At 62.7% G+C, this 22,445-nt stretch carries 20 protein-coding genes; 1 reads left to right on the top strand and 19 read right to left on the bottom strand.

The genetic code is table 11. The features are described 5' to 3' along the window. Position 1: 1 nt before the first annotated feature. The 7 genes from AOT87_RS08790 to AOT87_RS08760 are packed head-to-tail and all read right to left on the bottom strand — an operon-like array spanning position 2 to position 7,021. Positions 2-334: a DUF1290 domain-containing protein gene (locus AOT87_RS08790; RefSeq protein ID WP_005058551.1), complete on the bottom strand. Its 333-nt coding sequence runs from the start codon at positions 332-334 to the stop codon at positions 2-4. A 36-nt stretch (positions 335-370) separates the two neighbouring features. Next, a complete protein-coding gene (locus AOT87_RS08785) occupies positions 371-1,315 on the bottom strand; it encodes a DUF881 domain-containing protein (protein ID WP_057968261.1) in 945 nt (314 codons plus the stop codon). 1 nt (position 1,316) lies between these two features. After that, the gene (locus AOT87_RS08780; RefSeq protein WP_057968260.1) at positions 1,317-1,913 is read right to left on the bottom strand and encodes a CDP-alcohol phosphatidyltransferase family protein; all 597 of its coding nucleotides are present in this window, start codon (positions 1,911-1,913) and stop codon (positions 1,317-1,319) included. 56 nt (positions 1,914-1,969) lie between these two features. Further along, positions 1,970-4,294 carry an accessory Sec system translocase SecA2 gene (gene secA2 / locus AOT87_RS08775; RefSeq protein ID WP_164687590.1) on the bottom strand — a complete coding sequence of 775 codons (2,325 nt, stop codon included), beginning with the start codon at positions 4,292-4,294 and terminating at the stop codon, positions 1,970-1,972. A 59-nt stretch (positions 4,295-4,353) separates the two neighbouring features. Continuing rightward, on the bottom strand, positions 4,354-5,187 hold the full coding sequence (locus AOT87_RS08770; RefSeq protein ID WP_057969841.1) for a GNAT family N-acetyltransferase: 834 nt from the start codon (positions 5,185-5,187) through the stop codon (positions 4,354-4,356). Between the two features lie 36 nt (positions 5,188-5,223). After that, complete coding sequence (locus tag AOT87_RS08765) at positions 5,224-6,498, bottom strand: acyl-CoA dehydrogenase family protein (RefSeq protein WP_057969241.1); 1,275 nt, start codon at positions 6,496-6,498, stop codon at positions 5,224-5,226. A 46-nt stretch (positions 6,499-6,544) separates the two neighbouring features. Beyond that, complete coding sequence (locus AOT87_RS08760; protein ID WP_030097979.1) at positions 6,545-7,021, bottom strand: SRPBCC family protein; 477 nt, start codon at positions 7,019-7,021, stop codon at positions 6,545-6,547. A gap of 248 nt (positions 7,022-7,269) precedes the next feature. Here AOT87_RS08760 and AOT87_RS08755 point away from each other — a divergent pair, with 248 nt between their 5' ends. Further along, positions 7,270-8,796 (top strand): AarF/UbiB family protein, encoded by a 1,527-nt coding sequence (locus AOT87_RS08755; RefSeq protein WP_078322528.1) that lies wholly within the window; start codon positions 7,270-7,272, stop codon positions 8,794-8,796. Here AOT87_RS08755 and AOT87_RS08750 read toward each other — a convergent pair. From AOT87_RS08750 to AOT87_RS08695, 12 genes are all read right to left on the bottom strand, one after another. After that, positions 8,780-9,409: a TetR/AcrR family transcriptional regulator gene (locus tag AOT87_RS08750; RefSeq protein WP_057969240.1), complete on the bottom strand. Its 630-nt coding sequence runs from the start codon at positions 9,407-9,409 to the stop codon at positions 8,780-8,782. The genes AOT87_RS08755 and AOT87_RS08750 overlap by 17 nt on opposite strands. Positions 9,410-9,492: 83 nt before the next feature. Continuing rightward, entirely contained in the window at positions 9,493-10,851 is a 1,359-nt protein-coding gene (locus AOT87_RS08745; RefSeq protein ID WP_057969239.1) for an AarF/UbiB family protein, read from the bottom strand. A 109-nt stretch (positions 10,852-10,960) separates the two neighbouring features. Beyond that, complete coding sequence (locus AOT87_RS08740) at positions 10,961-11,359, bottom strand: hypothetical protein (protein ID WP_030097983.1); 399 nt, start codon at positions 11,357-11,359, stop codon at positions 10,961-10,963. Between the two features lie 122 nt (positions 11,360-11,481). Further along, positions 11,482-12,945 carry an FAD-binding protein gene (locus AOT87_RS08735; RefSeq protein WP_057969238.1) on the bottom strand — a complete coding sequence of 488 codons (1,464 nt, stop codon included), beginning with the start codon at positions 12,943-12,945 and terminating at the stop codon, positions 11,482-11,484. Next, on the bottom strand, positions 12,942-13,457 hold the full coding sequence (locus tag AOT87_RS08730) for a VOC family protein (RefSeq protein WP_057969237.1): 516 nt from the start codon (positions 13,455-13,457) through the stop codon (positions 12,942-12,944). The genes AOT87_RS08735 and AOT87_RS08730 overlap by 4 nt, the downstream gene beginning before the upstream one ends. A 36-nt stretch (positions 13,458-13,493) precedes the next feature. Then, positions 13,494-14,132, bottom strand: coding sequence for an SRPBCC family protein (locus AOT87_RS08725; RefSeq protein WP_030097986.1), 639 nt, complete (start codon positions 14,130-14,132; stop codon positions 13,494-13,496). Beyond that, on the bottom strand, positions 14,129-14,491 hold the full coding sequence (locus AOT87_RS08720) for a metalloregulator ArsR/SmtB family transcription factor (protein WP_057969236.1): 363 nt from the start codon (positions 14,489-14,491) through the stop codon (positions 14,129-14,131). Before AOT87_RS08720 ends, AOT87_RS08725 begins: the two co-directional genes overlap by 4 nt. A 46-nt stretch (positions 14,492-14,537) precedes the next feature. Further along, positions 14,538-15,314: an APH(3'') family aminoglycoside O-phosphotransferase gene (locus AOT87_RS08715; protein WP_057969235.1), complete on the bottom strand. Its 777-nt coding sequence runs from the start codon at positions 15,312-15,314 to the stop codon at positions 14,538-14,540. Continuing rightward, positions 15,299-15,874: a hypothetical protein gene (locus AOT87_RS08710; protein ID WP_046253635.1), complete on the bottom strand. Its 576-nt coding sequence runs from the start codon at positions 15,872-15,874 to the stop codon at positions 15,299-15,301. Before AOT87_RS08710 ends, AOT87_RS08715 begins: the two co-directional genes overlap by 16 nt. Positions 15,875-16,103: 229 nt before the next feature. After that, positions 16,104-17,525 (bottom strand): mechanosensitive ion channel family protein, encoded by a 1,422-nt coding sequence (locus tag AOT87_RS08705; RefSeq protein WP_057969234.1) that lies wholly within the window; start codon positions 17,523-17,525, stop codon positions 16,104-16,106. Further along, positions 17,525-19,591: an adenylate/guanylate cyclase domain-containing protein gene (locus AOT87_RS08700; protein ID WP_109398587.1), complete on the bottom strand. Its 2,067-nt coding sequence runs from the start codon at positions 19,589-19,591 to the stop codon at positions 17,525-17,527. The genes AOT87_RS08705 and AOT87_RS08700 overlap by 1 nt, the downstream gene beginning before the upstream one ends. Before the next feature lie 329 nt (positions 19,592-19,920). Further along, positions 19,921-22,095: a glutamine synthetase III gene (locus tag AOT87_RS08695; RefSeq protein WP_057969232.1), complete on the bottom strand. Its 2,175-nt coding sequence runs from the start codon at positions 22,093-22,095 to the stop codon at positions 19,921-19,923. Positions 22,096-22,445 lie beyond the last annotated feature (350 nt).

The raw sequence follows: 22,445 nt of genomic DNA, 5'->3' as shown, positions 1-22,445 counted from the left end.
CTTATGCCCCAAACAACCTGCGCCGCAGGGCGGCCGCGTTTCCGAAGATCCGAATGCCGAGAACGACGATGATGGCCGTGGACAGCTGCGTACCGACCCCAAGCTGGTCGCCCACGAACACGATCAGCGCCGCTACCAGCACGTTGAACACGAAGGAGACCACGAACACCTTCGAATCGAAGATCTGGTCCAGGTAGGCCCGAGCGCCGCCGAAAAGAGCGTCGAGCGCCGCGACCACCGCGATCGGCAAGTACGGGGCGACCGCGTCGGGCACATTTGGGTGAAACACCAGCCCCAAAACCACGCCGATCGCCAGCGCGACTATGCCGATCATCGTTTACTTCCTCTCCTGTTCACCGTCCGGGTCACCTCACCGGCCTCCTGCTGGAATTTCCTTGGCGTACTTGACGTCCCGATTAACCGCGGGAGCCAGCTGAACGTTCTCCTGGGTGCCCAGGGTGAGTCTGATGCCGTAAGACTTCTGCAGAAGCCGCATCCTGGCCATTCCCGGGCTGCGCTCGAACGAGGATTTCATGGTGTTCGCGGGGCCGACGGCGACAATCCGGTACGGCGAGCTGATGGGCTGGTTGTCCACCAGGATCGCTCCCCCGGCCTGACGCATCGTGACATTCGGGCCTATGCGGACATCCGATACCGAAATCGCTTCTGCACCACTGTTCCACAGCGAGTTCACGACGAGCTGCATGTCGCGGTCGAGGATGACCTGCTGGCTGCGCGGGATGCGTTCCTTCGAGACGTCCGAGAGGTCACCTGCACTGCCAGGGTCGGCCAGCGTGACGATCAGCGCCGGTCCGCGCACCTCGGTGCTCGCCGCGGCAAGACCCAAGTGGTCCAATCGATTCAGCAGCTCCTTGCCCTGCTCGTTGCCTTCCAGCTGACTGCGCCGAGCGCCGGCTACCTCTGCCGCCAGCTGGTCTCGCGTCGACTCCAGGGCCCCGGAGTCGCGCTGTTCACTGCGGATACTCGCCAGCAGTCCCTGCTTTTCCTGCATGACGCCGGGCGCGATACGGGTGGTCTGGGCGATCGCCGCCGCGAAGACCGTGGCAATGGCGACGGCAGCGACTGCCTGCCAACCCCATTCAGCCAGGCGTGAACGCGGTGGCGCGCCGTCTCGGCGTGCTGCGGCCGCCTCGGCGTATCCGGCGTCCAGGTGATCAGAGAGCAGGGTGCGCAGCAGCGACGGCACCGGGTTGCGCTTGGGCCGGTTCGCACTGTGGTGACCCAGACCCTCCTCGGGTTCGAAACCACCCATGAGATGCGGCCCGTTGCCGTGTATGGGGTCCTCGGCACTCATGTCAGGTGCTGACCTTGGGCAGCTGCCGGACCACCATCACGATCTGGGCGACGTAAAGCACGAAAGTCCACAGATACATCCCCAGACCCCAAATCAGGAATGCCCACCCGCAGGGGCCGATTATCCTGCCCCACAACGAGTCCCATTCACCGATGAGGATCAGCGGAAATGCCGACATCAGCGCAAACGTCGCGGCCTTGCCGATGTACATGACGGGCAGCGCCTCGATTCCGCGACTACGCACGATGGGCAGTCCGAGCGTGAGGATAAGGTCGCGGGCCAGCAGAGTGAGGACGATCCACCACGGGACGATGTCCCGGATCGCGAAGGCGATCGGTGTGGTCACCATGTACAGCCGGTCGGCAGCCGGGTCCAGGAGCGTGCCCAGGTGCGAAGACTGGTTCATCAGACGCGCGATCTTGCCGTCGGCCCAGTCGGTGAAGCCGCTGAGCATCAGAATGGCAACGGACCAGCCGTCGGCGTGTTTGACCAACAGCAGATACAGGAACAGCGGAATGAAGGCCAACCGAATGACGCTCAGCACGTTGGGGACCGTCAGTATCCGGTCGTCTCCGGAGGGCGGTTCGGCGGTTCCCATCCGGCCACCCTCTCATATTCGCGAAGGTATGCCCCGCGCAAATAGACGGTCTGTCGTCAGCTGAAGACGCCAGGCAGGTTCAAGATCGACAGGCTGTCGTTCTTGCGCGGGTCGTCGTGAATCATGTACGTCCACGTCGAGGTCGGCCGGGCAAGCTTCGACAGGTCCAATCCCTGTTCCTCGTCAACCAGATTGGCGGTGTCGAAGGTCTGCTGCGCCGCTTCCACGGCGTCGGCGGCCAGCGACGCGAAGGCGTCGACGGCGAGCCGGTGGAACTCGTCGATCGGGTTCTGCCGCCCGAGCGCGCGCAGGTGGATGCTCTCGCGCACATCGGAGAGGTACGCCAGGTGGTCAGCCCAGCCCCGATCGAGGTGGTACAGCATGATCTCCCGTGAGATCCGCTCCAGGCGTTCTTCGGAAAGCTCCTCGGCCAGCTCGTCGTAACGCTCAGCGGAGCGCTCCTGGAGTTCCTTACGCGCGGTGTCGGTGCGCAGCAGGGTGTCGCGGCGCTCGGAGATGATAGCGCGCTGCTGGGCGATCAGCTGGTTGTACCGCCACGTGTTGGCGTGTAGGTCGAGCATCGCACCCTCGGCGACGCGCTGGGCGTGGTCAATGAGCCCTCCGGCCTTGGTGCTGACAATCTGCCCATTCTCGTCTGTCTCGGTGGGCAGCTTGGCCGAATCCAGATATGCGACAACGACCTCGTCCTCCCAGCTGGAGAAGAAGACCGACGACCCGGGGTCGCCCTGGCGTCCCGCACGTCCGCGCAGCTGGTTGTCGAGTCGTTCGGTGCGATGCCGCCCGGTGCCCACGACGTGCAGCCCGCCCGCTTCGACGACAGCGTCGTAATCGGTCTCCTCGGAGCCGCCCAGGCGGATATCGGTGCCGCGTCCGGCCATCTGCGTGGAGACCGTGACCGCCTTGAGCGCGCCGGCCTCGGCGATGACGCGGGCTTCCTCGGCATCGTTCTTGGCGTTCAGCACAACGGCCGGAACCCCTGCACGCACCAAACGGTGATGCAGTGCTTCGGATTCGGCGACATCGTGCGTGCCCACCAGCACCGGCTGCCCGGTGGCATGGATCTCGGCGATATGGGCGACGATGGCGTCGTTCTTACTCGCCTCGGTGATGTAGACGCGGTCGGGCTGATCTTCGCGGATGTTCGGGGTGTTGGGCGGGATCGGCGAGACACCGAGCTTGTAGAACTGCCGCAACTGCTCACCGGCCGCCAGGGCCGTACCGGTCATTCCGCTGACACGCGGATAGCGGTTGATGAGTGCCTGCACGGTGATGGTGTCGAGAACCTCACCGGTATCGGTGGTTTCGATTCCTTCCTTGGCTTCGACGGCTGCCTGCAGGCCATCGGGCCAGCGCTGCAACGTCGCGATGCGTCCACGCGAGGAGTTGATGAGGTGCACGGCGCCATCGCGCACGATGTAGTGCACATCGCGCTCCAGGAGCACATGTGCGTGCAGGGCCACATTGACCTCGGTGAGGGTCGTCCCGACGTGGTGTTCGGAGTACAGGTCGATGTTCCCCAGCTGCTTTTCCAGCTTTCGGGCTCCGGTATCGGTCAGGAAGATGTTGCGGCGGTCGTTATCGGCCTCGTAGTCCTCGCCGGCGACCAGCTCGCGGACCGCCTCGATGACCTCCGAGCTCGGCGCTTCACGATGGCTGGTTCCGGCCAGCACCAGCGGCACCAGAGCCTCGTCGACGAGCACCGAGTCGGCCTCGTCGACGACGGCGACATCGGGGCTCGGCGATACCAGGGCATCGACATCGATCGCCAGCTGGTCGCGCAGTACGTCGAAACCGATCTCGTTGACCGACCCGTAGGTGACGTCACAGGCGTAGGCCTCACGGCGTTCGTCAGCCGTGGATTCCTCGGTGATCCAGCCGACCGTCAGCCCCAGGCGCTCCAGGAACGGTCCCATCCACTCGGCATCACGGCGGGCCAGGTAGTCGTTGACCGAGATGACGTGCACGCTGCGTCCGCCCAGCGCGTAGCCGGCGGCGGTGATCGCACCGGTGAGAGTCTTGCCCTCACCAGTGGCCATCTCGATGACGTCGCCGTCGAGCATGCGCAGGGCGCCCAGCAGCTGAACATCGAACGGGCGCTCGTCAATGGTCCGCTCGGCGGCCTCACGCACTATCGCCAGGAACTGGCCGATGTCCTTGGATTCGATGCCCTCGGACAGGTCGAGTTTCTTGGCCGCCTTGGTGAGTTGTTCGTCGGTGAGGTCCTTGGCCTTCTCGTCGTACTTCTTCGAGGCATCCACGAGTTCCAGCGACTGGCTCTGGTTCTTGTCCGTGGCGGCACCGAGGAGCTTCCAGAACTTCCCGGTGAACCGTGAGGCGGTGTTCGACTTGCGCACATGCACACGGTACGTCAGGGAGCTAGGAGCGCCTTCGCGACGATCGTTAAGCCCAGTGAGTGCCGTCAGGCGAATTCCACGATCACCGAATCGGTGACGGCCCGGAATCCGAGCTTGCGATAGATGGAGTTGGAGGTGGGGTTGGCCAGATCGGTGGTGAGCACGATCTCCCGCGCACCTGCCTGACGCGCCCATTCGCAGGCCGCCGCGGTCACGGCGCTGCCGTAGCCGTGGCCCCGCTGCGGTGGGGGTGTGTAGACGGGACCCACTCGTGACACCCCTTCGATGGGGGCCCGGACGCCCGCCATCGCGACAGGGGCCCCGCCGCGTTCCCAGCACAGGTAGACGTCCCCCAATCGGTAAGAGCCAATCAGCCAGTGCCGCGCTTCGTCGGCGGGCTTGTCGACACCAAAGGTTTCCCTGCTGTACTCCACGCTCCACGGCACCAACGACTCGATCTCCTCTGCAGCGACGAGCAGCGGCTCGCCCGCTACGCGCGGCTTTATGAGATCTACCAGGCGATAGAGCCGCTCGTCGGTGGTGCCGCAGACCGTGACGCCGGTCCTCGACAGCCAGGCGTCGGCCACCGCCAAGGTCACCGCACGCGACCCCCGCACCGAAGGCAGCGGTATCGCGTTGTCGGCCAGCAGGTTCACCGCGGCAGTGATCCCGGCCGTGGGAATGGCATTGCAGACGAGGCCCTGGCTGGTCCCCAGGGCCGCTCCCACCAGATGATCCAGATCGGTAAAGGTGATCAGTGCCGCCGCGGGATCGGAATCCGGCTGCCGCAGGCGCGCGGCCAGGTGGAGCTCAAAGGTGTACAGCACGGGATCGGCGGAGTACAGCGGCCCGGCCAGGGCCCAGTACTCCGCCAGATCCTCGTGAAGGTGCGCCCGCATCAACCCAGCGTGATACGGCGGGGCTGGTGTGTCGAGCTATTTCTCTGCCAGCAGCCCCTTGGCGATGTGCGTGATCTGAACCTCGTTGCTGCCGGCGTAGATCATGAGCGACTTGGCATCGCGCGCCAGCTGTTCGACGCGGTACTCGGTCATGTAGCCGTTGCCACCGAAAAGCTGCACGGCGTCCATCGCGACATCGGTGGCGGCCTCAGAGCAATAGAGCTTGATGGCCGAAGCTTCCGCCAGGGACGGCGTCTTGTTCTCCGAGAGGCTCTCGATGGCATGAAACAGCATGTTCCGCACGTTGAGCCGGGCCACTTCCATCTTGGCCAGTTTGAGCTGGATCAGTTGGAACTGGGCGATCTCCTTGCCCCACAGGGTGCGTGTCTTCGCGTAGTCCAGCGAGAGCCGCAGGCACTCCTCGATGACACCGAGTGCGAGCGCCGCCACGCCGATACGTTCCATCGAGAAGTTGGCACGGGCACTGTCGCGGCCGTCGCCCTGATCATTGGCTTCGGATTCGCCGAGGAGCCGGTCTTTACCCAGACGGACATTCTCGAAGAACAACTGGCCGGTGCGGGAACTGTGAATGCCCATCTTGCGGAAGGGTTTCGACTGCGTGAAGCCCTCCATGCCCTTGTCGAGAACAAAGGTCAGCACCGTGCGGTCCCGCTTGTCGACCGAAGGGTCCTTCTCATCCAGCTTGGCGTAGACGACGATCACATCGGCATCGGGTCCATTGGTGATGAAGGTCTTCTGGCCGTTGAGGATGTAGTCCTCGCCGTCGCGGGTGACATACGTCTTCATGCCGCCGAATGCGTCCGAGCCCGAATCGGGTTCGGTAATGGCCCACGCTCCCACCTTCTCGTAGGTGACCAGCTCGGGCAGCCATCGCTCCATTTGCGCGGCCGTGCCGCGGGAGGCGATGGTCGGGACGGTCAGGCCCATGCTCACGCCCATACCCGTCACCAAACCCATACAGACACGCGAGATTTCGCTGGTGAGCACGAAGCCCATACCGGCCGACCCGCCCGCGAGCCCCATGACTCCCCCGCCGTCGGACTTCTTGGAGTCCTCTAGCGGCTGACCGGCCGCCAGTGCGGCCTCCCGGGTCTTCTTCTTCTCGATCTGCTTCTGCAGCGCCTCTTTGGCAAGAGCGTCGATGCCGAAGGTTGCGAACATCTTTCGGATGATGGGGTACGGCTCCATCTCACCGGACTCCAGCGCATCGACGTGAGGCCTGACCTCCTTGTCGATGAACTGGCGAACGGCGTCACGCACCGCGAGGTCAATGGGTGACCAGTCGAGCATGTCTCCTGCTTTCTCCTGTGAAAGTGATCGACGTCGGCAGACCCGGTTAGCCGAGTTCCTTGGCCAGCAACTCTTTGAGGCGGGCGACGGAGTTTTCGAGCTCTTCCTGCACGGCCTTATCGATGGCCGTGCCGATTGCCCCGGTGAGCATCTGCCCGGTGAAGGACGAGTCCACGTTCACCCGGGTGTTGTCGGCATCGATTTCTTCGACACTCGACTTGATGATGGCCTCGACTCCGGCCATACCGGTCCCGCCCAGCTTGAAGGCGCCCTTCTTGGCGGACAGCACCTCGTCTGCCGGGGTGAACTCCTGCACGGTCCACTCGACCGTGTTGGCCATGCCCATGAGGGTGACGATTTCGGAGAACTTGGTGCCGACCTTGATGTCCTCGATCGCCGGGACATCGCCCTTGAATCCGGTGTGGATGGTCATCCACTCGTCGTATTTGTTGAGATCCGGCAACACCGACCAGAGCTTGTCGATGCTGTACGGGAGGTCGATGCTGGAGTGCAGCTCGGACATGGGCGGAAGACTCCTTTGTCATTGGTCTGGCACGGATTGGCACCAGCGGATCCGAACGTAACATACATACCCTCGTGTATGTAAGATGCAATTACCGCTGATCTCGCACTGCGCGCCGACTAAATGCAGGTGTACTGCCGTCAAATACCGACAGACCTGTGGGTGGATGGGCCCGATTCTGCGGCTACCCGGCAGTAGCTCAGCGCACGTTACATACAACTGTGCTCGTATGTATTACAGTGGCGCACATGACCACCCCCGAGGGCGCGGGCAACGACGCGGCGCCCCTCGCCACTGGACTGTCCGAGAGTGGGACACAACAGCCCGGCCCCCCGGAATCTACCTCGGAAATCGCCGCGGCAACGGCGAATTCGCAACCGGCCAGGGGGGCGATCGATATCGAGATCACCCGCCCGCGGGTCACGTTGCATCCACCCCCGCTAAGAGTGGAGGTCGGGCGCGTCGGCATCGCCGCGTCCCGACTGGCCAGTTCCGGAGCCCGCCTGCTGGTGCGGCCCCGTCGCGGGAAGTCTCTGGAAGTGCGCGCGGCACACGAGCTGCGCCGGACCTTCGCCCTGATGGGTCCCACCTACGTGAAGCTGGGACAGCTCATCGCCTCCTCCCCCGGCGTCTTCCCCGAGGCGCTGTCCAACGAGTTCCGCACCCTGCTCGACAGAGTTCCGCCGGCATCATCTGAACTGATCCACCAGACCGTGCGGGAGCAGTTAGGCGCTGATCCAGCAACGATATTCGCAACATTTGATGAGCACCCCTTCGCCTCTGCGTCCATAGCCCAGGTGCACCACGCCACCTTGAAGACAGGTGAACGGGTGGTGGTGAAGATTCAGCGGCCGAAGATCCGCACCCGGTTGGCCGCCGATATCCGAATCTGGGGCCGGCTGGCGCGGGTCGTCGTCAAAACCGATCTGGGCCGCGCCACCAACGCGACCGAGATCATCGAGGATTTCGAGCAGAACCTCAATGAGGAGCTGGATTTCGCGGCCGAGGGCCACGCCATGGAACAGTGGATCGCCAGTTTGGCCGACACCGAGTACGGCGACAAGGTGCGAGTCCCCAAGGTGTTCTGGCAGTACAGCACCGAACGGGTACTCACGATGGAGTATGTCGAGGGAATCCGGATCGACAACGTCACCGAGCTCGCCGCGGCCGGTTTTGACGGGGTCGGATTGGTCAAGGCCATCGTCTACTCACTGTTCGAGACGGGATTTCACAAGGGGCTCTTTCACGGAGACCTACATGCGGGCAATCTCTTGGTGGATTCCAACGGCCGAATCGTCTTCCTGGACTTCGGGATCGTTGGCCGTATCGACGAACGCAGCCGCAAGATCTTCACCGAGATCATGGTCGATCTGTTCGTCAAGAACGATCATGCGGCCGTGGCGCGCGGCATATACAAACTCGGTGCCATCGGCGATCGAGGCAAGCCGGCCGATTCCACAACTGCCGCCAAGACCATCTCCGATTTCACCAGTCCCCTACAGCAATCGAAGCTTTCGGCGATCTCCTACGGACAGCTGGGTAAGCAGCTGGCGATGATGGCCAAGGAATACGACGTGCGACTCCCGCGCGAGCTGGTACTGATCTCCAAGCAGCTGCTGTATGTGGAGCGCTACATGAAGCTGCTGGCGCCCGACTGGGCCATTCTCTCGGATCCGTCATTCATCGGATACTTCGGGAACATGGTGATCCAAGCCGAGCAATCACGCATGGAGGAAGCAGCGGCGCGAGAGTCCGGCCCTAGTCGGAAAGACTGAGCTTTCCGGTGTCGATGGTGCGTAACGCGGAATCCAGTGGCGCACCGACCATCGGCGACTCGACGATATTCAACAACATCGACTTGGCGCGCGCCCAGCGTTGATCACGAGCCTCCTGCGGTGCGGTCATGCTGTTGACCAAGATCCCACGAACGGCGTCCATGGCGGTGAGTGTGATGTTGCGAATGACCCGCAGCTCTTCGTCGGTCTGACTTACCGATTGACCCAGCGTCGAGAACTGCTGCATCACAATAAATTCGAACTGGTCCATCTGAGCCGATAGTTCGGGATCGGTTCGCGCGGCAATCCATAGCTCCATGGTGGCGATGAACATCGACCCCTGATGCATTCGCCAGAGCGCATCCAGACAACGGCTGACGAAGTCGGTTCCACTCTCACTGTCCAGCGCTATCAGCTCGGAAAGAATCTCCTGCCCTTGCTTGAACGCCAAGTGCCGCACCGATTCTCCGAGAAGTTCGGATTTCGACTGGAAATGGTGCACAAGCGCGCCACGGGTGACGCCGGCGCGTTGCGCCACGCGCGTGGTGGTGGTGCCCGCGTATCCATATTTGACCAGGCAATCCACCGTGGCGTCCAGGAGCCTGCTGCGCATCGCGGCGCTACGTTCCTCCTGAGTGCGTCGCCCGGCACGATGATCGCGGGTAGCAGGCCGCGCTGGGCTGCCAGCGGTGCGTGTCATTCTCCGACCTCATCCTTGATTTCTTCGCGGGCCTGCTGATACTCCGATATCAAGGTGCCGAAGTAGGTGAGTATTTCCGGGTCCCCCACCGGCTGCCAGTCCGGCGCAAGCAGTTTGGTGTACCGCTCGACATAGAGCAGTTGCTTGCCCACCAGGATGAATTCCTTGGGGAGGATAGCGTCGTGCTCGCGCCCCAACGCGGTGAGCTGTCGGCCGATCGTGCCGTAGGAGATCTTGCCCAATGAGGTACCCATGGGACGGGTGACCTTCCGGAGCGACTCGGCAACCTTGGCCGGGTCGGCGCCGGGATCGATGGCCCCCAATTTGATCAGCGTTCGCGCGGCTGCCTCGTCATCGGGCTCGATGATGAGTGCACCGATCAACTCGCGCAGCGTCTTGCGGGTGCGCTCGTCGAGGCGGCCGACGATTCCGAAGTCCAGGAACACGATTCGCCCTTGCGGGTCCACCATCAGGTTTCCGGCATGCAAATCACCATGGAAGGTGCCCGCGGCGAACGCCGAATCGAAAAGGGTGAGCATGAGGGTCTTGACCACCTCGGGGCCGTCGAAGCCTGCCGCACGGATACCTTCCGCGTTGTCGATACGGATACCCTCGACGTACTCCATGGTGAGCACCTTGTCGGTACACAGCTCCGAATAGAGCTGGGGTACTCGCACCTTCGGTGCGTACTTGGAGCCCGCAAGGCCAGCGGTCCAGTCCCGCATGGCCTGGGCTTCCAGAGTGAAGTCGAGCTCCTCGGCGAGATTGGCCTCGAAATCCTGCATCACCTCGTAGATGTTCGACATGCGGCCCATCTCGGTGAGTTCCAGGCCCCGGGCGATTTGTTTGAGGATCTGCAGATCGGCCGCGAGCCTGGTGCGGATCGCGGGGCGCTGGATCTTGACGACGACCGCGGTGCCGTCCTTCAGGGTCGCCTTGTGCACCTGGGCGATGGATGCCGAGGCAAAGGGAACCTCATCGAAGGAGCCGAACACGTCCTCGGGTGGGGCGCCGAGCTCGTCGGTGAGCATGGAACGGATGGTCCGCGGGTTCGCCGGTGGTACCTGATCGAGCAGCGACCGAAACTCCGCGGAGAGGTCCTCGGGGAACATCCCCGGCGATGACGCGATGAGCTGGCCGAACTTGACGTAGGCGGGACCGAGTTCGGCAAATGAACGCCGCATTTCCTTGGCGACCACCTGGCGCAGGTCGCGTTCGGTGGGACGTTGGCTCAGGATGCGCGACCCGGCCTTGAGGAGCTGACCGGCCGTAGCTGCCAGCCGATCGAACTGAATCTCGGCGGAAACCGGATCAAGCTTCCGGGGCCTCCGGGGCTGATCGGATGAATCGCTCATCGCGACTCCCTTCGTCCTCATCACCTACGTCGATGAGACATTACCGACAATCCGGTATGTATGTTAATCGAACGTCAGGAGTATCCGGGGATGACCAGGGAAGGAAGCCCTACCGGTGCAGGGCGCGTTCGACTTGGGCGATCCGATCGTCGGCGAAATCCAGCACGATCTTCGTGGGGTAGAGCGCGACCTTCAGTACGCGGATGAGCGGATTGACCACGTCGATGAGGGTCTCGAGGCTCGTCATCGTGTTAGCCAGGGTCGTGGTGGTCTCGGCCAGATTGTTCAACGTGAGGTTCAGCGAGTCGAGGGAGTCGTCGAGCCGCTCCAGGCTGGAGTCCAGGTGGTCGAGCATCGAACCCACCCGATCGGTGAGGTCGTGCACCTCAACAGCCATCGATTCGATATGTCCGACGGTGCCATCGATGTTCAGTGCGACGTTGGCCAGCTTGCGGATCTTACGGGCCGGGGCGGGCCGGTTCCCGTTGCTGGTATAGACCTCCGCCATTGGAGTCACCTTTCCGTTGCGCCCAGCCTAGGCGACATGTTCACAGTCACCCACCGGCTATCCCGTTGGACAACCATTTGATGCACGTTTGTGACCGGCCTCACATAGCGTGCCAGATCGGATTAGCCGGTGGATACCCCTGCTGACGCGTGCGAACCTGCGCGCCGGCCGAAGAACGACGCTTCGCCAAGCCGGGTTCCGCTGCTGTAGCCCTTCCCGTCCTGAGCAATGTTCGAAGCGCTGGCGCCCGCCGCATAGAGACCCGATATCGGCTCCCCGGATTCGGCGAGCACACGTCCGTCCGAATCCGTGCGAAGTCCACCCAGCGTGAATCCCGCATAGATCGCCTTACCAAGGGTCAGATCGAACGCACCCCATGGGCCGGTTCCCTGCGCGGCAAGGTATTTCGGGTACTTATGGAAGTCGGGGTCCTCTCCCCTGGCGGCATGTTCGTTGTACCGCTGCAAGGTCTTCTCAAGGTTTCCCGCCGGGATGCCCAGCGCCGCTTCCATTTCCGCGACGGTCTCCCAGCCATCGATGAACGGCGTCAACGGCAGGGTCGGCCGATCCATGTGCTCGGAGTCGACAATCAGGTAGGCGGCACTGTCGGGCTGATCCATTACGAACCCAGAGGTCCGGGAATGGTAGGAGTCTTCGGCGACGAATCGTTCACCGTTCTTGTTGACGATGATTCCGGTGAGCAATCCCGACGGCGGGTACACCGGAGCAGTCACGAAGATCTGGTTCATGTTGCGGGTACCTGCACCCGCGGACACCCCGAGTCTGATGCCGAGACCGTCGTCGTAGGTACTGCCGAGCACGAAGGGTTTCTCGGCGAGCTTGGGGGTGTACTCGGCCACCATGGCGGGGTTCATGACGAATCCGCCCGCCGCGATGATCACTGACTTCGCGCGTATCGCACCGGTTTCCGCGAAACGTTTCCACGTGGCGCCCACGACCGCACCCTCCTCGTCGAGGATGAGCGCCGTGGCGCCGGTCTCATAGCGGATGGGTACACCCAGCTCGTCGGCACGCCGTGCGAGCAGGTCCACGACCATGCCCGCACCGCCGGTGTCGCCGGGCTTGGGCACCTTGTGTCCGCGTGGCGCCGGAACGGCCTGATCGCGGTACGGCCACACCAGCTCGTTGCCCGTGAACATCAACCCTTCGGTGTTGGGCTGGATGACCGCCTTCTCCGGATAGAAGCTGCGTTCGAACTGAAAACCCAGCGCCTCAAGCCAATTGAAATGATCGACGCTTCCGTCGCAGTACAGACGGATCTTCTCCGGATCGGGATCCGGAGATACCGCCATGAGGTATTTGTACATTTCGTCAGCGCTGTCGGCATGTCCGGTGGCCTCCTGAACCGCGGTGCCGCCGCCGAGGTAGAAATGCCCGCCCGCCATGGCGGTGGTCCCGCCCGCGGAGGCGGCACGCTCAAGGGCGAGTACGCGTGCGCCCGCCTCGGCGGCCGAGACGGCGGCACATCCGCCGCCCATGCCGAATCCGATGACCAGTACATCTACCTCGTCAGACCACTCCGTGACGTCCTGGACCGCTACGGTTTCCGGTATCGCTGCGCTCATGCCTGCTCACTCTTGATGTAGTCGTAGAACGCCCGGATTTCGGACGGGACATGGGCCAGTTCCATGTACGGCAACGCGGCCTCAGGTGCCGAGAGGTAGGCAAAGCGCATACCGCCGGGCATCACACCGTCTTGGACCACTGCCATGCCGCGTGCCGTGGCCTGTTGGACCGCAACGTCCATGTCGGGCGGTTCCACGCATACGTGGTGCAGCCCCGGGGGATGTTGTTCCAGAAACTCCGAATAGATGCTTACACCGCTGACCGGGCGGATCAGTTCGAGTTGCATGTCGTCGAGGTAGCTCAGCGCGATGGTCGCGGTGAAGTCGGCCGGCGCACCGCGATAGGTGCACGAGTCGGGGCCGAAGTGCACATCTGGAATTCGCGTCCATTTCTTGACCCCGAATACGGCACTGAGCATGCCTTCCGTGGCGTCGAGATCATCAGTAACCCAAGCAATTTGGGTGACGCGTCCAAATCCAGAAACATCCGGCGGCATTGCCGATGTGGTCATGGGCCGATACTAGCGTCCGCTGTGGCGCCGGCCACTTCAGCCCGCGGTATAGGCCTGCGTGGTGCGATCTGCCATGCCTCGGGCCTGCGCTGGGTCCATACCGGAAGCAACGGCCGCCTCGTACCACCGTTCGCTGGAGCCGGCCATGAATGCGCGCCCCTCATCGCCGGCCGCCCAGGCCGCTCCCTCTTCGGGAGTAATCCGATCCTCCGGTGACGCGAGGTATCCGGCCAGGCCCAGAATCCCAGAGTCCCAACCGACTCCGACAGCGCCCGGACCGAACTGCAGCCAGTGTTCGTCGTCGTCGCTGATATCGGAGATGTGTTCCAGGGTGAAGGTGGCCCGGTCGCCGGACTCGGGGGTAATCGTCACCTCGATCCAGCTGGTGGCGCCCATGGCTTCCCAGGACGCGCTGAACGAATGCGGCGCATCGCAGGTGAGCACGGTTCCAGATGCGTTGCCCTCCAATGAGTAATGGCCTCCGAGGCGTAGGTCTCCGGTGACCGGCAGGAACCACCGCGGGATGCGTTCGGCGTTGGTACAGGCATCCCATAGGTCTTCGGCGTTGGTGTCGTAGGTCTGACTGACCGTCACAACGCGCGCCTCTCGTGCCTGGAATGTCCTGGTGCCGACCGTGCGGCGGACGGCGTTGAGCTGATGCTGAACGTCGATCACGAGATGTCCTCCTTGTCGTTTCGGGGGCTTGCGGATGCGCGGTGCCGCTTGCCGCGGGAGATCTCGGTGGCCAGCGCATCCAAATGCGGAGTCCAGTTGCGGCGAAAGGTGTCGAGCCAGCGGTCCACTTCCCGGAGCGGCGCGGCGTCCAGGCTGTAGAGACGCCGGGTTCCTTCGGTACGTACCGTCGCGAACCCGTTGTCGCGCAGCACCTTCAGGTGCTGTGATACGGCAGGCTGGCTTATCGCGAACTCCGACCGGATCACCTCGGTAACGGCACCCGAGGACATCTCACCCGCCTGGATCAGCTCCAAAATGCGCCGGCGCACCGAGTCTCCGAGTATGTCGAAGGCGTGCACGCCGCAATATTAAAAGCCTTTACTTATATAAGTCAATAATTAAATACTAACCCCAGGTCAACGGATCGAGCTGCAGATAGAACTTCAGCCGATCGGGGTCCGCACGTGTCCCGTACACGTCCAGGAACCGCCCACGTGCGGTTGCCGCCCGGGTGTCCTCTGGCCAGGTATCCCGCGAATTGGCGAAGAGCAATGCGAGATCCGCATGCCGATCCGCCAGCCCGAGCCTGCCGAGGTCGATGAGTCCGGCGACCGAAAAGCCGTCCGGAGCGACGAGGATATTCGGCAGACACAAGTCGCCGTGGCATACGGCCAGGTCGCCGGTTTCCTGGGCGAGGCGCGCCGGTACGTCGGCCGCGATACGCGCCAGGAGCTCCGCGGCAGGAACATCACGGTCCTCATCGGGCAGGAAGTCCGGATTGACGGCATCGCGGGCCACCACGTCACGCGCCAGCGCCATCATCGCATCCAGATTCCGTGTGAAAGGGCACTGTGCCGTCGGCAGTGCGTGCAGTCGGCGCACTGTCTCGGCGATGGCGGGCCACGTCCTGTCCAGATCGTCCGCGTCCAGCTGATCGGCGGGCGTGCCGCGAACGGCTGAGGTGATCAACACGGGGCCGCTGGGCCCCGGTGTCCATTCAAGGACCTTCGGGCCCGGGACATCCCGAGTGCTAAGCCAGTCGATGCGATCTCGCTCCGCCTCCAGGTCGGCACCGCCCGCTTTCGCGTAGCGCGTGCGGTCGGCCGACCGGTAGACCAAGGCGCCGGACTCCCCTGTTGTGACAGGTTCCCAGGCCGAGAGGTCGATCAAACGCCCGTCCAGGCCGAATCGAGCCGGTGCGCGACGTCGATGGTGCGTGCCGCCATGGCCTTCGGGTTATCGACCTCGTCGGCGACATACTTGGCGATGAAACGGCTGATCAGCTGATCGACGCCCGCCAGGATGCGCAACAGCTCGCCGCGAATGGTGTTTGAGGACACGTCGACGGTGATGTCTGACGGGCCGGGCGGTGCGACGTCGATGATCAGCTGCAGCGGCGCGGCGGCGCGGGCGGTCGCCTTCAGGTTGATATTGCCCGCGACGTTGAATCGGCTCTTGTCGAGCTTCAGGTCGATCAACAGATCGATGGCCAACGGCACCTGAATGTCGAAGGTGATGGTCTCGCCGGCGTTCCGGGTGACTATCGGGTCCAGGATCTGGACCTTCGCAGTGACCTTGGCGATCTTTCCGGGCCCTTGAGCCATGGGGCCGACCTCGAACGGTTCGCCGGCGATCGACGCGACCGCCGCCCGTACGCGGGCCTCGCTGACGGCTATCTCGAAGAACGCCCTGCCGAATTCCTCATACGAGAGGTATTGGTGGCCACTCGCCTCGCTATCCATAGTGAGAGATACGGTCTCATGGACGGGGCCGGAAGTGTGAACTGTCGGAGTGTCCGTGTGTCAGAAACCCCGAATCCGCACCAATCGATGCGACCGTCGCATCAGTAGCAAACATGTGACGATCATTACGCAGCATGTAGGTGTCAAGATGACATATTCGCGGCTATGCGCCGACCGTATACAGGCCGTCAATGCAAGCAACTGCTGGTCACGCCGGGGCCGATGGGTTTCAACCGCTCCGGCTCTCTGCGAGGGCATCGCTGGTGATTGCCCGGCGGACATTAGCCCTTCGTTCTTCGATCGTGCGGCCAAACTCCTGCATGAGCAAGGGGTTCCGGTGCACCAGCGTCTCGACCTGCTCGCGTTCGATCTGCACGACAGTGACTTCGCCAACGGCATACGCGCAACCGATCACCGGCTGACGAGTGAGCGTGCTCTGCCCAAGAAAGGAACCTTCGTCGAGAGTACCCACCGATATCTCCGCGCCATCCGCACCGACCGCGGTGAGACGCACGCGGCCCGCGACGATGAACAGCATGTGGTTCGGCACCTCGCCTGAGCCCTGAATTTTTTCGTCGGACCCGTAACGCTGGACTGTCGAATGCGAGATCAGCGCCTGCTGGTCGTCCAGTCCTATCCGCAATGTTGGTGCGACCACAGTCTGTATCGCGTCTGCGACGCGTTCCGGTGTGGAGAACGTCTCGGCGGCGTGATCGAGGTGAAGCCCTTCCCGGCGAGCGGCATACCAGATCCAGCGCAGGAAGGTCGCCTTCGCCTCGCCATCATCGTCAAAGGACAGCAGCGGGATAGTGGTGCGATATTCCATGCCGCCCAATGGGATTGACAAGGGCGGTGCATCCAGGCGGAGCTGTGGCAGCTCGGCCGCCACCCGCAGCAGCATGGCGCACACTCGATCTGGGGGGTCTTCGACAGAGAACACGCTGATGATCGCGATCTTGTGCTTGCCGACAGGGCGGCTCACATTGGTGAACGACGAGGTGGCCAGCACGGAGTTCGGGGTGATCTGCAGCCCGGTGTCAGTCTGCAGATGCACTGCACGCCAATTGACTTCGACGACGTGGCCATGCGCGGTCGGGGTATCGAGCCAGTCCCCTATCCGAAACGGCTGCTCGAAGAGCATCAACAGTCCGGAGACGATCTGGCCGACGGACTGCTGCAGCGCCAGTCCCATCACGATCGATGTCACGCCGAGTGCGGTGAACAGCCCCCGCACATTTGCGCCCCAGATGTAGGAAAAGATCATCGCGAGGCCGACCACGATCACGACGAACCGTGCGACGTCGACGAAGATGGCCGGCACCCGTTTGCGCCATGTCCCCTCGGGAGCACCGTGGAAGAGCGTGGCGCTCACGCCCGAGAGCACCAGCACCAACACCACGAAGGCGAAAAGGGTGCCCACGAGTCGCACCGACGTTGCCTCGGGCGGAATCTGTTTCGCCTCGATCAGCAGCAGTAGGAGTGCACCAAGCGGCAGCAGATAGTTGCGCAGCACGCTGACCGGCCGCACCAAGACGCTGTGCTTGCGGCGCAACGCCTGTTGCCACTCGGTCAGCGCGATCAACCCCAGGGGCAGCCCGAAGGCGATGCCAACAGACCAGAAGAACCAGGGAGACGTGAGGATGTCGGTCATCACTGATTCTCCGACAGCCGCCAGATCGGTTGTTCTTCCCCGTCGACCGTAACGGCTCCGGCCGATGTGAACTCGAAGGTTTCGCGAAGGGCATCGTGCACGCGCGAGGTGACGTAAATACCCTGCTGCGGCGAACCACTCTTCACCTGGTGCGCGAGATTTACTGCCGCTCCCCACATTTCGTAGACCATCGTGGGACGTCCGACAAGCCCACTGCTGACTGTGCCGGTGTCGACGCCTGCCCTCAGGCTCAGTTCATGCCCGGTTTCGCTATTGAATCGCCCGATGATTCCCTGGCATGCGAGGGCGAAATCGATGATCCTGCGCACGTTGTCCAGCCGCGGAGTGTTGAGACCGCAACTTCCGAGGTAACCGTTGTGTGCCGTTCGTACCCGCTCGATTCCGAGATCATCGGACGCCGCATCGAGTTGGCGAACCAGATCGTTGACGAGCGCCAGTGAATCCTCGGAGGCCAGCTCGGCCTGGAGTCGATCCAGGCCGACGATGTCGGCGAAGATGACCGACACGTCATGACGTTCGGTGGCAATGAGCTCTTCGCCTTGCCGGTACCGTTCGGCGAAGGGTTCGGGCATCAACGATCGCAGCAAGCGGTCGTTTTCCTGGCGCTGTTCGGTGAGCAGGTCCTCCTTGATGGTCAGACTTCTACTCATTTCGTTGAATGCTTTTGTCAGATCCGCGATTTCATCACGCGTTTCGATCGGGATGGCAACGGTGTAGTCGCCGGCACTGATTCTCCGGGCCCCTTCTTCCAGCCGCCTGATGGGGCGGACGAAGAGCTGCGCGAAGAATGCGGCGGCCAGGCAGACGGCGAAGATGATGCCGGTGGTCGACACCACAATGGTCTTGGTGAACGACACCTCGTGTTCGAATGCCTCCGCGGTGTCGACCGTCGCGATCACCGACCAGTGCACATCGGAGTCCGGCAGCACCAGCGGTGCGTACGCCTGTAACGTCTCCTGCCCAAGGTAATTGGTGGCGATCAGGGTGCCCGATTGGCCACGTTGTGCCGCTTGGGTGGCATCGGAGTCCACCGGCTGCACCAGTGTGGTTCCACCGAGCCGGATGGCCCTGTCTGCCACATCGGTGGGAGTTCCCGCCGCGACGACATCGCGCTTGTAGCGCTGCGGATCTTCCAGGAACAGACGTGAATCCGAACGCATCAGACCGTCCGGGCCGGCCAGGTAAGACTCACCGGTTTTGCCGATACCGGCTGCCTGCCAGCGTTTGTCGAAGGTCATCAGGCTGTTGATCTTCGACACCGGGAACTGCAAGGCCAGCACACCGGTTGCCCTGTCGTTGGGAATGACCGGTGCCACGATCCAGGCGGTGGGCTCATTCTCCGCCGGCTGATAGATCTCGAAGTCGGTGAACAGCACAAAGTCTGAATCGTTGGACGTCAGCGCTCTCTGATACGCGTCATGTAGTTTCGATCCGCTGTACGGGCCCGTCAGTATGTTGGTACCCAAGTCGACATCTTTGAACGCGGTATAGACGATGTTTCCGCGAGTATCGAGCAGCAGCGCATCCTGAAACTGGAAACGGTTGGCGATTTCGCGGAAGTACTCCTGATAGCGGGCGTTCGCCGCCGACCAGGCGCTGCCGTCATGGGCGTCATTGAGACCGATCGCCACATCATCGGATTTCCGCTGAGCCGTGTAGATGGCCTGCAGATAGCGCTGGGCGTTGGACGTGGGCAGCACCGCTGCGGCGTCGAGTTTGACCCCGCTGTTCTGTTCGGTCTGCTTGAGGAAGTTGCTGTTGTAGTAGTTGACGACCGATTGCCACTGCGCCTGATCGACGGTCGCGTTGGACAGCTGATCAAAGCCACTGGTGAACGCATCGAGTGCGCCCGAGACGGTCGTCCCGTGAGAATAGATGACCAGTGAATTCTTCAGATCCGAAAGCTGCCCCGCGAGCGCGCGCGATTGCGACTCCCGCACCTCCGTCAGCCGGGTGAACACCGCCGTGCGCAGTCCGTTGCGGCCGACCTGAAAAGCGATGATGCCGACCACCGCGGCCCCCACAATGGTGCACACCACCATCATCGCGATCAGTTTGGATTGAATGCTGACTCTGGACAACGGCCGGAAACGCAGCAGCCTGAACCTCTTGACTCCACCGGCGTCCGGTGTCGCCCCCTGGGCCTCACGCGTAACTTGCACCCTCGGCGTCCCTTCGACGGCCCAGCTAGACGACTGATCAGTGTGACAGAGCGAGGGCCTGCTCTGATCAAGATTGGTCAGAACGCATAGGGTGCGTGCCCGTATTCAGCCCACAACTCGGCGGGCGCCTTTCATCGATAGCGACTAAACCCTTTGGGCACAATGAATGAGCACGGCATCGCGGTACATTCACCGCCGGCTGGCTCCTCGACTTACAGGATGTAAAGCATCTCCTGGTAGGTCGGCAGCGGCCACAGGTCATCGGCCACTATCCCCTCAAGCATGTCGGCGGCGGCTCGCACCGCATCCATCGCGGGCAGCAGGCTCTTGGCGTGCTCCGCTTCCTCCAGCGCGCTGACGGCGGAGTCGCTCTCGATTCCCTTCTTCAGGTCGGCGAGGGCCGCGACGAGGTCGGCGATGGGGCCCGATACATCCTCCAGCAAGGTGGTGCTGGGCGACATCCCGGCGGCCTTCAGTGCGGCGACGTTCTGCGCGATCTCAGTCTGGTAGCGCAGTGCCGCGGGTAGCACGACTGTCGAGGCCAGCTCGAGGGACAGCTTCGCCTCGACGTGAATCGTCAGCGCGTACTGCTCAAGACCGATCTCGTAGCGGCTGTGCATCTCCCGGTCGTTGAAGACCTTGTACTTGTCGAACAACTCCAGGGCTTCGGGCTTGATCAGCTCCGGGAGCGCGTCCAAGGTGGTCTTGAGATTCGGCAGGCCCCGAACGGCCGCCTCGGTTTGCCATTCCTCCGAGTAGCCATCCCCGTTGAACACCACGTCGCCGTGTTCGGTGATGATGTCGGTGAGAAGCTGCTGAACGGCCTCGTCGAAGTCGGTGCCGTCGGCAACTTCCTTTTCCAATACGGTGGCAATGTAATCCAGCGATTCCGCCATGATCGTGTTGATCGTGACCATCGGTGCGGCAACTGTCTGCATCGAGCCGGGGGCGCGGAATTCGAAACGGTTCCCGGTGAACGCGAAGGGGCTGGTGCGGTTGCGGTCGCCCGGATCGGTAGGCAAGACCGGCAATGTATCGACGCCGATAATCATGCTGCCCTTGCCTTTTGACGACGTCGCCGCACCCTTGGCAATCTGCTCGAACACATCGGCCAGCTGATCGCCGAGGAAAATCGAGATAATGGCCGGCGGAGCCTCGTTCGCGCCGAGACGGTGATCGTTGGTCGCCGATGCCACTGAAACCCGGAGCAGCCCACCGAATTTGTGCACAGCACGGATTACCGCGGCGCAGAAGACCAGGAACTGCGCGTTCTCATGTGGTGTGTCGCCCGGCACCAGCAGGCTGCCAAACTGCGAGTTCCCCAACGAGAAGTTGACGTGCTTGCCGGAACCGTTGACACCGGCGAAGGGCTTCTCGTGGAACAGGCACTCCATGCCGTGCTTCTTGGCGATCGTCTTGAACGTCGTCATGAGCAACTGCTGATGGTCCGAGGCAATGTTGGCCCGCTCGAACATCGGAGCGATCTCGAACTGCCCAGGCGCAACCTCGTTATGCCGTGTCTTGGCCGGGATGCCGAGCTTGAACAGCTCACGCTCGGTATCCATCATAAATCCGAGAACACGCTCGGGCACCGCGCCGAAGTAGTGGTCGTCGAACTCCTGACCCTTCGGCGGCTTGGCGCCAAACAGAGTACGACCCGCGTTGATCAGATCCGGGCGAGCCAAGAAGAAGTGACGGTCCACCAGAAAGTACTCCTGCTCGGGACCGCAGAACGACACAATGTGATCAAAGTTGCTGTGGCCAAACAGTTTAAGAATACGCTCGGCGTGCTCCCCCATCGCCTGCTGGCTGCGCAGCAGCGGGGTCTTGTGGTCCAGAGCCTCACCGGTCATCGACACGAACACAGTCGGGATGCACAGCGTGTTGCCGTTGGGGTTTTCGAGGATGTACGCGGGGCTGGTGACATCCCAGCCTGTGTACCCCCGGGCCTCAAAAGTGTTTCGCAGGCCGCCGCTGGGGAAGCTGGACGCGTCCGGCTCGCCCTGGATCAGGGTCTTGCCTGCGAACTCGGCCAGAGTCGCACCGTCACTGATTGGTTCAAGGAAACTGTCATGCTTTTCGGCGGTCAGACCAGTCAATGGGTAGAAGACGTGCGCGTAGTGTGTCGCACCCTTCTCAAGTGCCCAGTCCTTCATCGCCGAGGCAACGGCATCGGCCACGGCCGGGTCCAGCTTGGCGCCCTGCTCGATGGTGGCGGTCACGGACTTGTAGACCGACTTGGGAAGCCGCTGTTGCATGACGGCCTTGCTAAAGACGTTCGCGCCGAACACTTCACCCGGCTCTTCACCGACCACGAAGCTGATTGCCGGCGGCACGTAGGCCTCGACGTTGTTGATCGCCTGCAGCCGAACAGCATTTCCGCTCAATTGACTTCCTATCGCCGTGACGTGCCCGCACCTGATTTGCGAGCGACCAACGTGGCTACGTTAGGGACGACCGATAGCCGGGATGTTTCGCACACATCAACAGCAGAATGCGTAGCTGTGGAACTCCCCCTAACTTGCTGCATGGAGTTCGACTCGCGCTGAGCACTTCACAGAGATGCAACACGCAGGAGCCGCGTTCGACATATCTGCTGCGCATTGTTCTGGCCGCGGCCCTTCCGCCGTGCATGTTCCAAGATCCCCGAGAGGAATGCCGCTAGTGGATGGTTTCCCGTCAATGGGTGTCCCGAATACCGGAGACACTGCGTGGATGCTGGCCAGTGCCGCGTTGG

The sequence above is a fragment of the Mycobacteroides sp. H003 genome, from assembly GCF_001440135.1.
GTDB classification, from domain to species: domain Bacteria; phylum Actinomycetota; class Actinomycetes; order Mycobacteriales; family Mycobacteriaceae; genus Mycobacterium; species Mycobacterium gwanakae.
This window is presented reverse-complemented; position numbering and strand designations above follow the sequence as displayed.

Bases quoted from the DNA above. Each gene is read 5' to 3' on its own strand.
- AOT87_RS08710 (WP_046253635.1), bottom strand. From the start codon at position 15,874: ATGGATAGCGAGGCGAGTGGCCACCAATACCTCTCGTATGAGGAATTC.
- AOT87_RS08770 (WP_057969841.1), bottom strand. From the start codon at position 5,187: ATGCGGGCGCACCTTCACGAGGATCTGGCGGAGTACTGGGCCCTGGCC.
- AOT87_RS08785 (WP_057968261.1), bottom strand. From the start codon at position 1,315: ATGAGTGCCGAGGACCCCATACACGGCAACGGGCCGCATCTCATGGGT.
- AOT87_RS08740 (WP_030097983.1), bottom strand. From the start codon at position 11,359: ATGGCGGAGGTCTATACCAGCAACGGGAACCGGCCCGCCCCGGCCCGT.
- AOT87_RS08755 (WP_078322528.1), top strand. From the start codon at position 7,270: ATGACCACCCCCGAGGGCGCGGGCAACGACGCGGCGCCCCTCGCCACT.
- AOT87_RS08750 (WP_057969240.1), bottom strand. From the start codon at position 9,409: ATGCGCAGCAGGCTCCTGGACGCCACGGTGGATTGCCTGGTCAAATAT.
- AOT87_RS08700 (WP_109398587.1), bottom strand. From the start codon at position 19,591: ATGATGGTGGTGTGCACCATTGTGGGGGCCGCGGTGGTCGGCATCATC.
- AOT87_RS08760 (WP_030097979.1), bottom strand. From the start codon at position 7,021: ATGTCCGAGCTGCACTCCAGCATCGACCTCCCGTACAGCATCGACAAG.
- AOT87_RS08780 (WP_057968260.1), bottom strand. From the start codon at position 1,913: ATGGGAACCGCCGAACCGCCCTCCGGAGACGACCGGATACTGACGGTC.
- AOT87_RS08765 (WP_057969241.1), bottom strand. From the start codon at position 6,498: ATGCTCGACTGGTCACCCATTGACCTCGCGGTGCGTGACGCCGTTCGC.
- AOT87_RS08705 (WP_057969234.1), bottom strand. From the start codon at position 17,525: ATGACCGACATCCTCACGTCTCCCTGGTTCTTCTGGTCTGTTGGCATC.
- AOT87_RS08790 (WP_005058551.1), bottom strand. From the start codon at position 334: ATGATCGGCATAGTCGCGCTGGCGATCGGCGTGGTTTTGGGGCTGGTG.
- AOT87_RS08730 (WP_057969237.1), bottom strand. From the start codon at position 13,457: ATGACCACATCGGCAATGCCGCCGGATGTTTCTGGATTTGGACGCGTC.
- AOT87_RS08735 (WP_057969238.1), bottom strand. From the start codon at position 12,945: ATGAGCGCAGCGATACCGGAAACCGTAGCGGTCCAGGACGTCACGGAG.
- AOT87_RS08745 (WP_057969239.1), bottom strand. From the start codon at position 10,851: ATGAGCGATTCATCCGATCAGCCCCGGAGGCCCCGGAAGCTTGATCCG.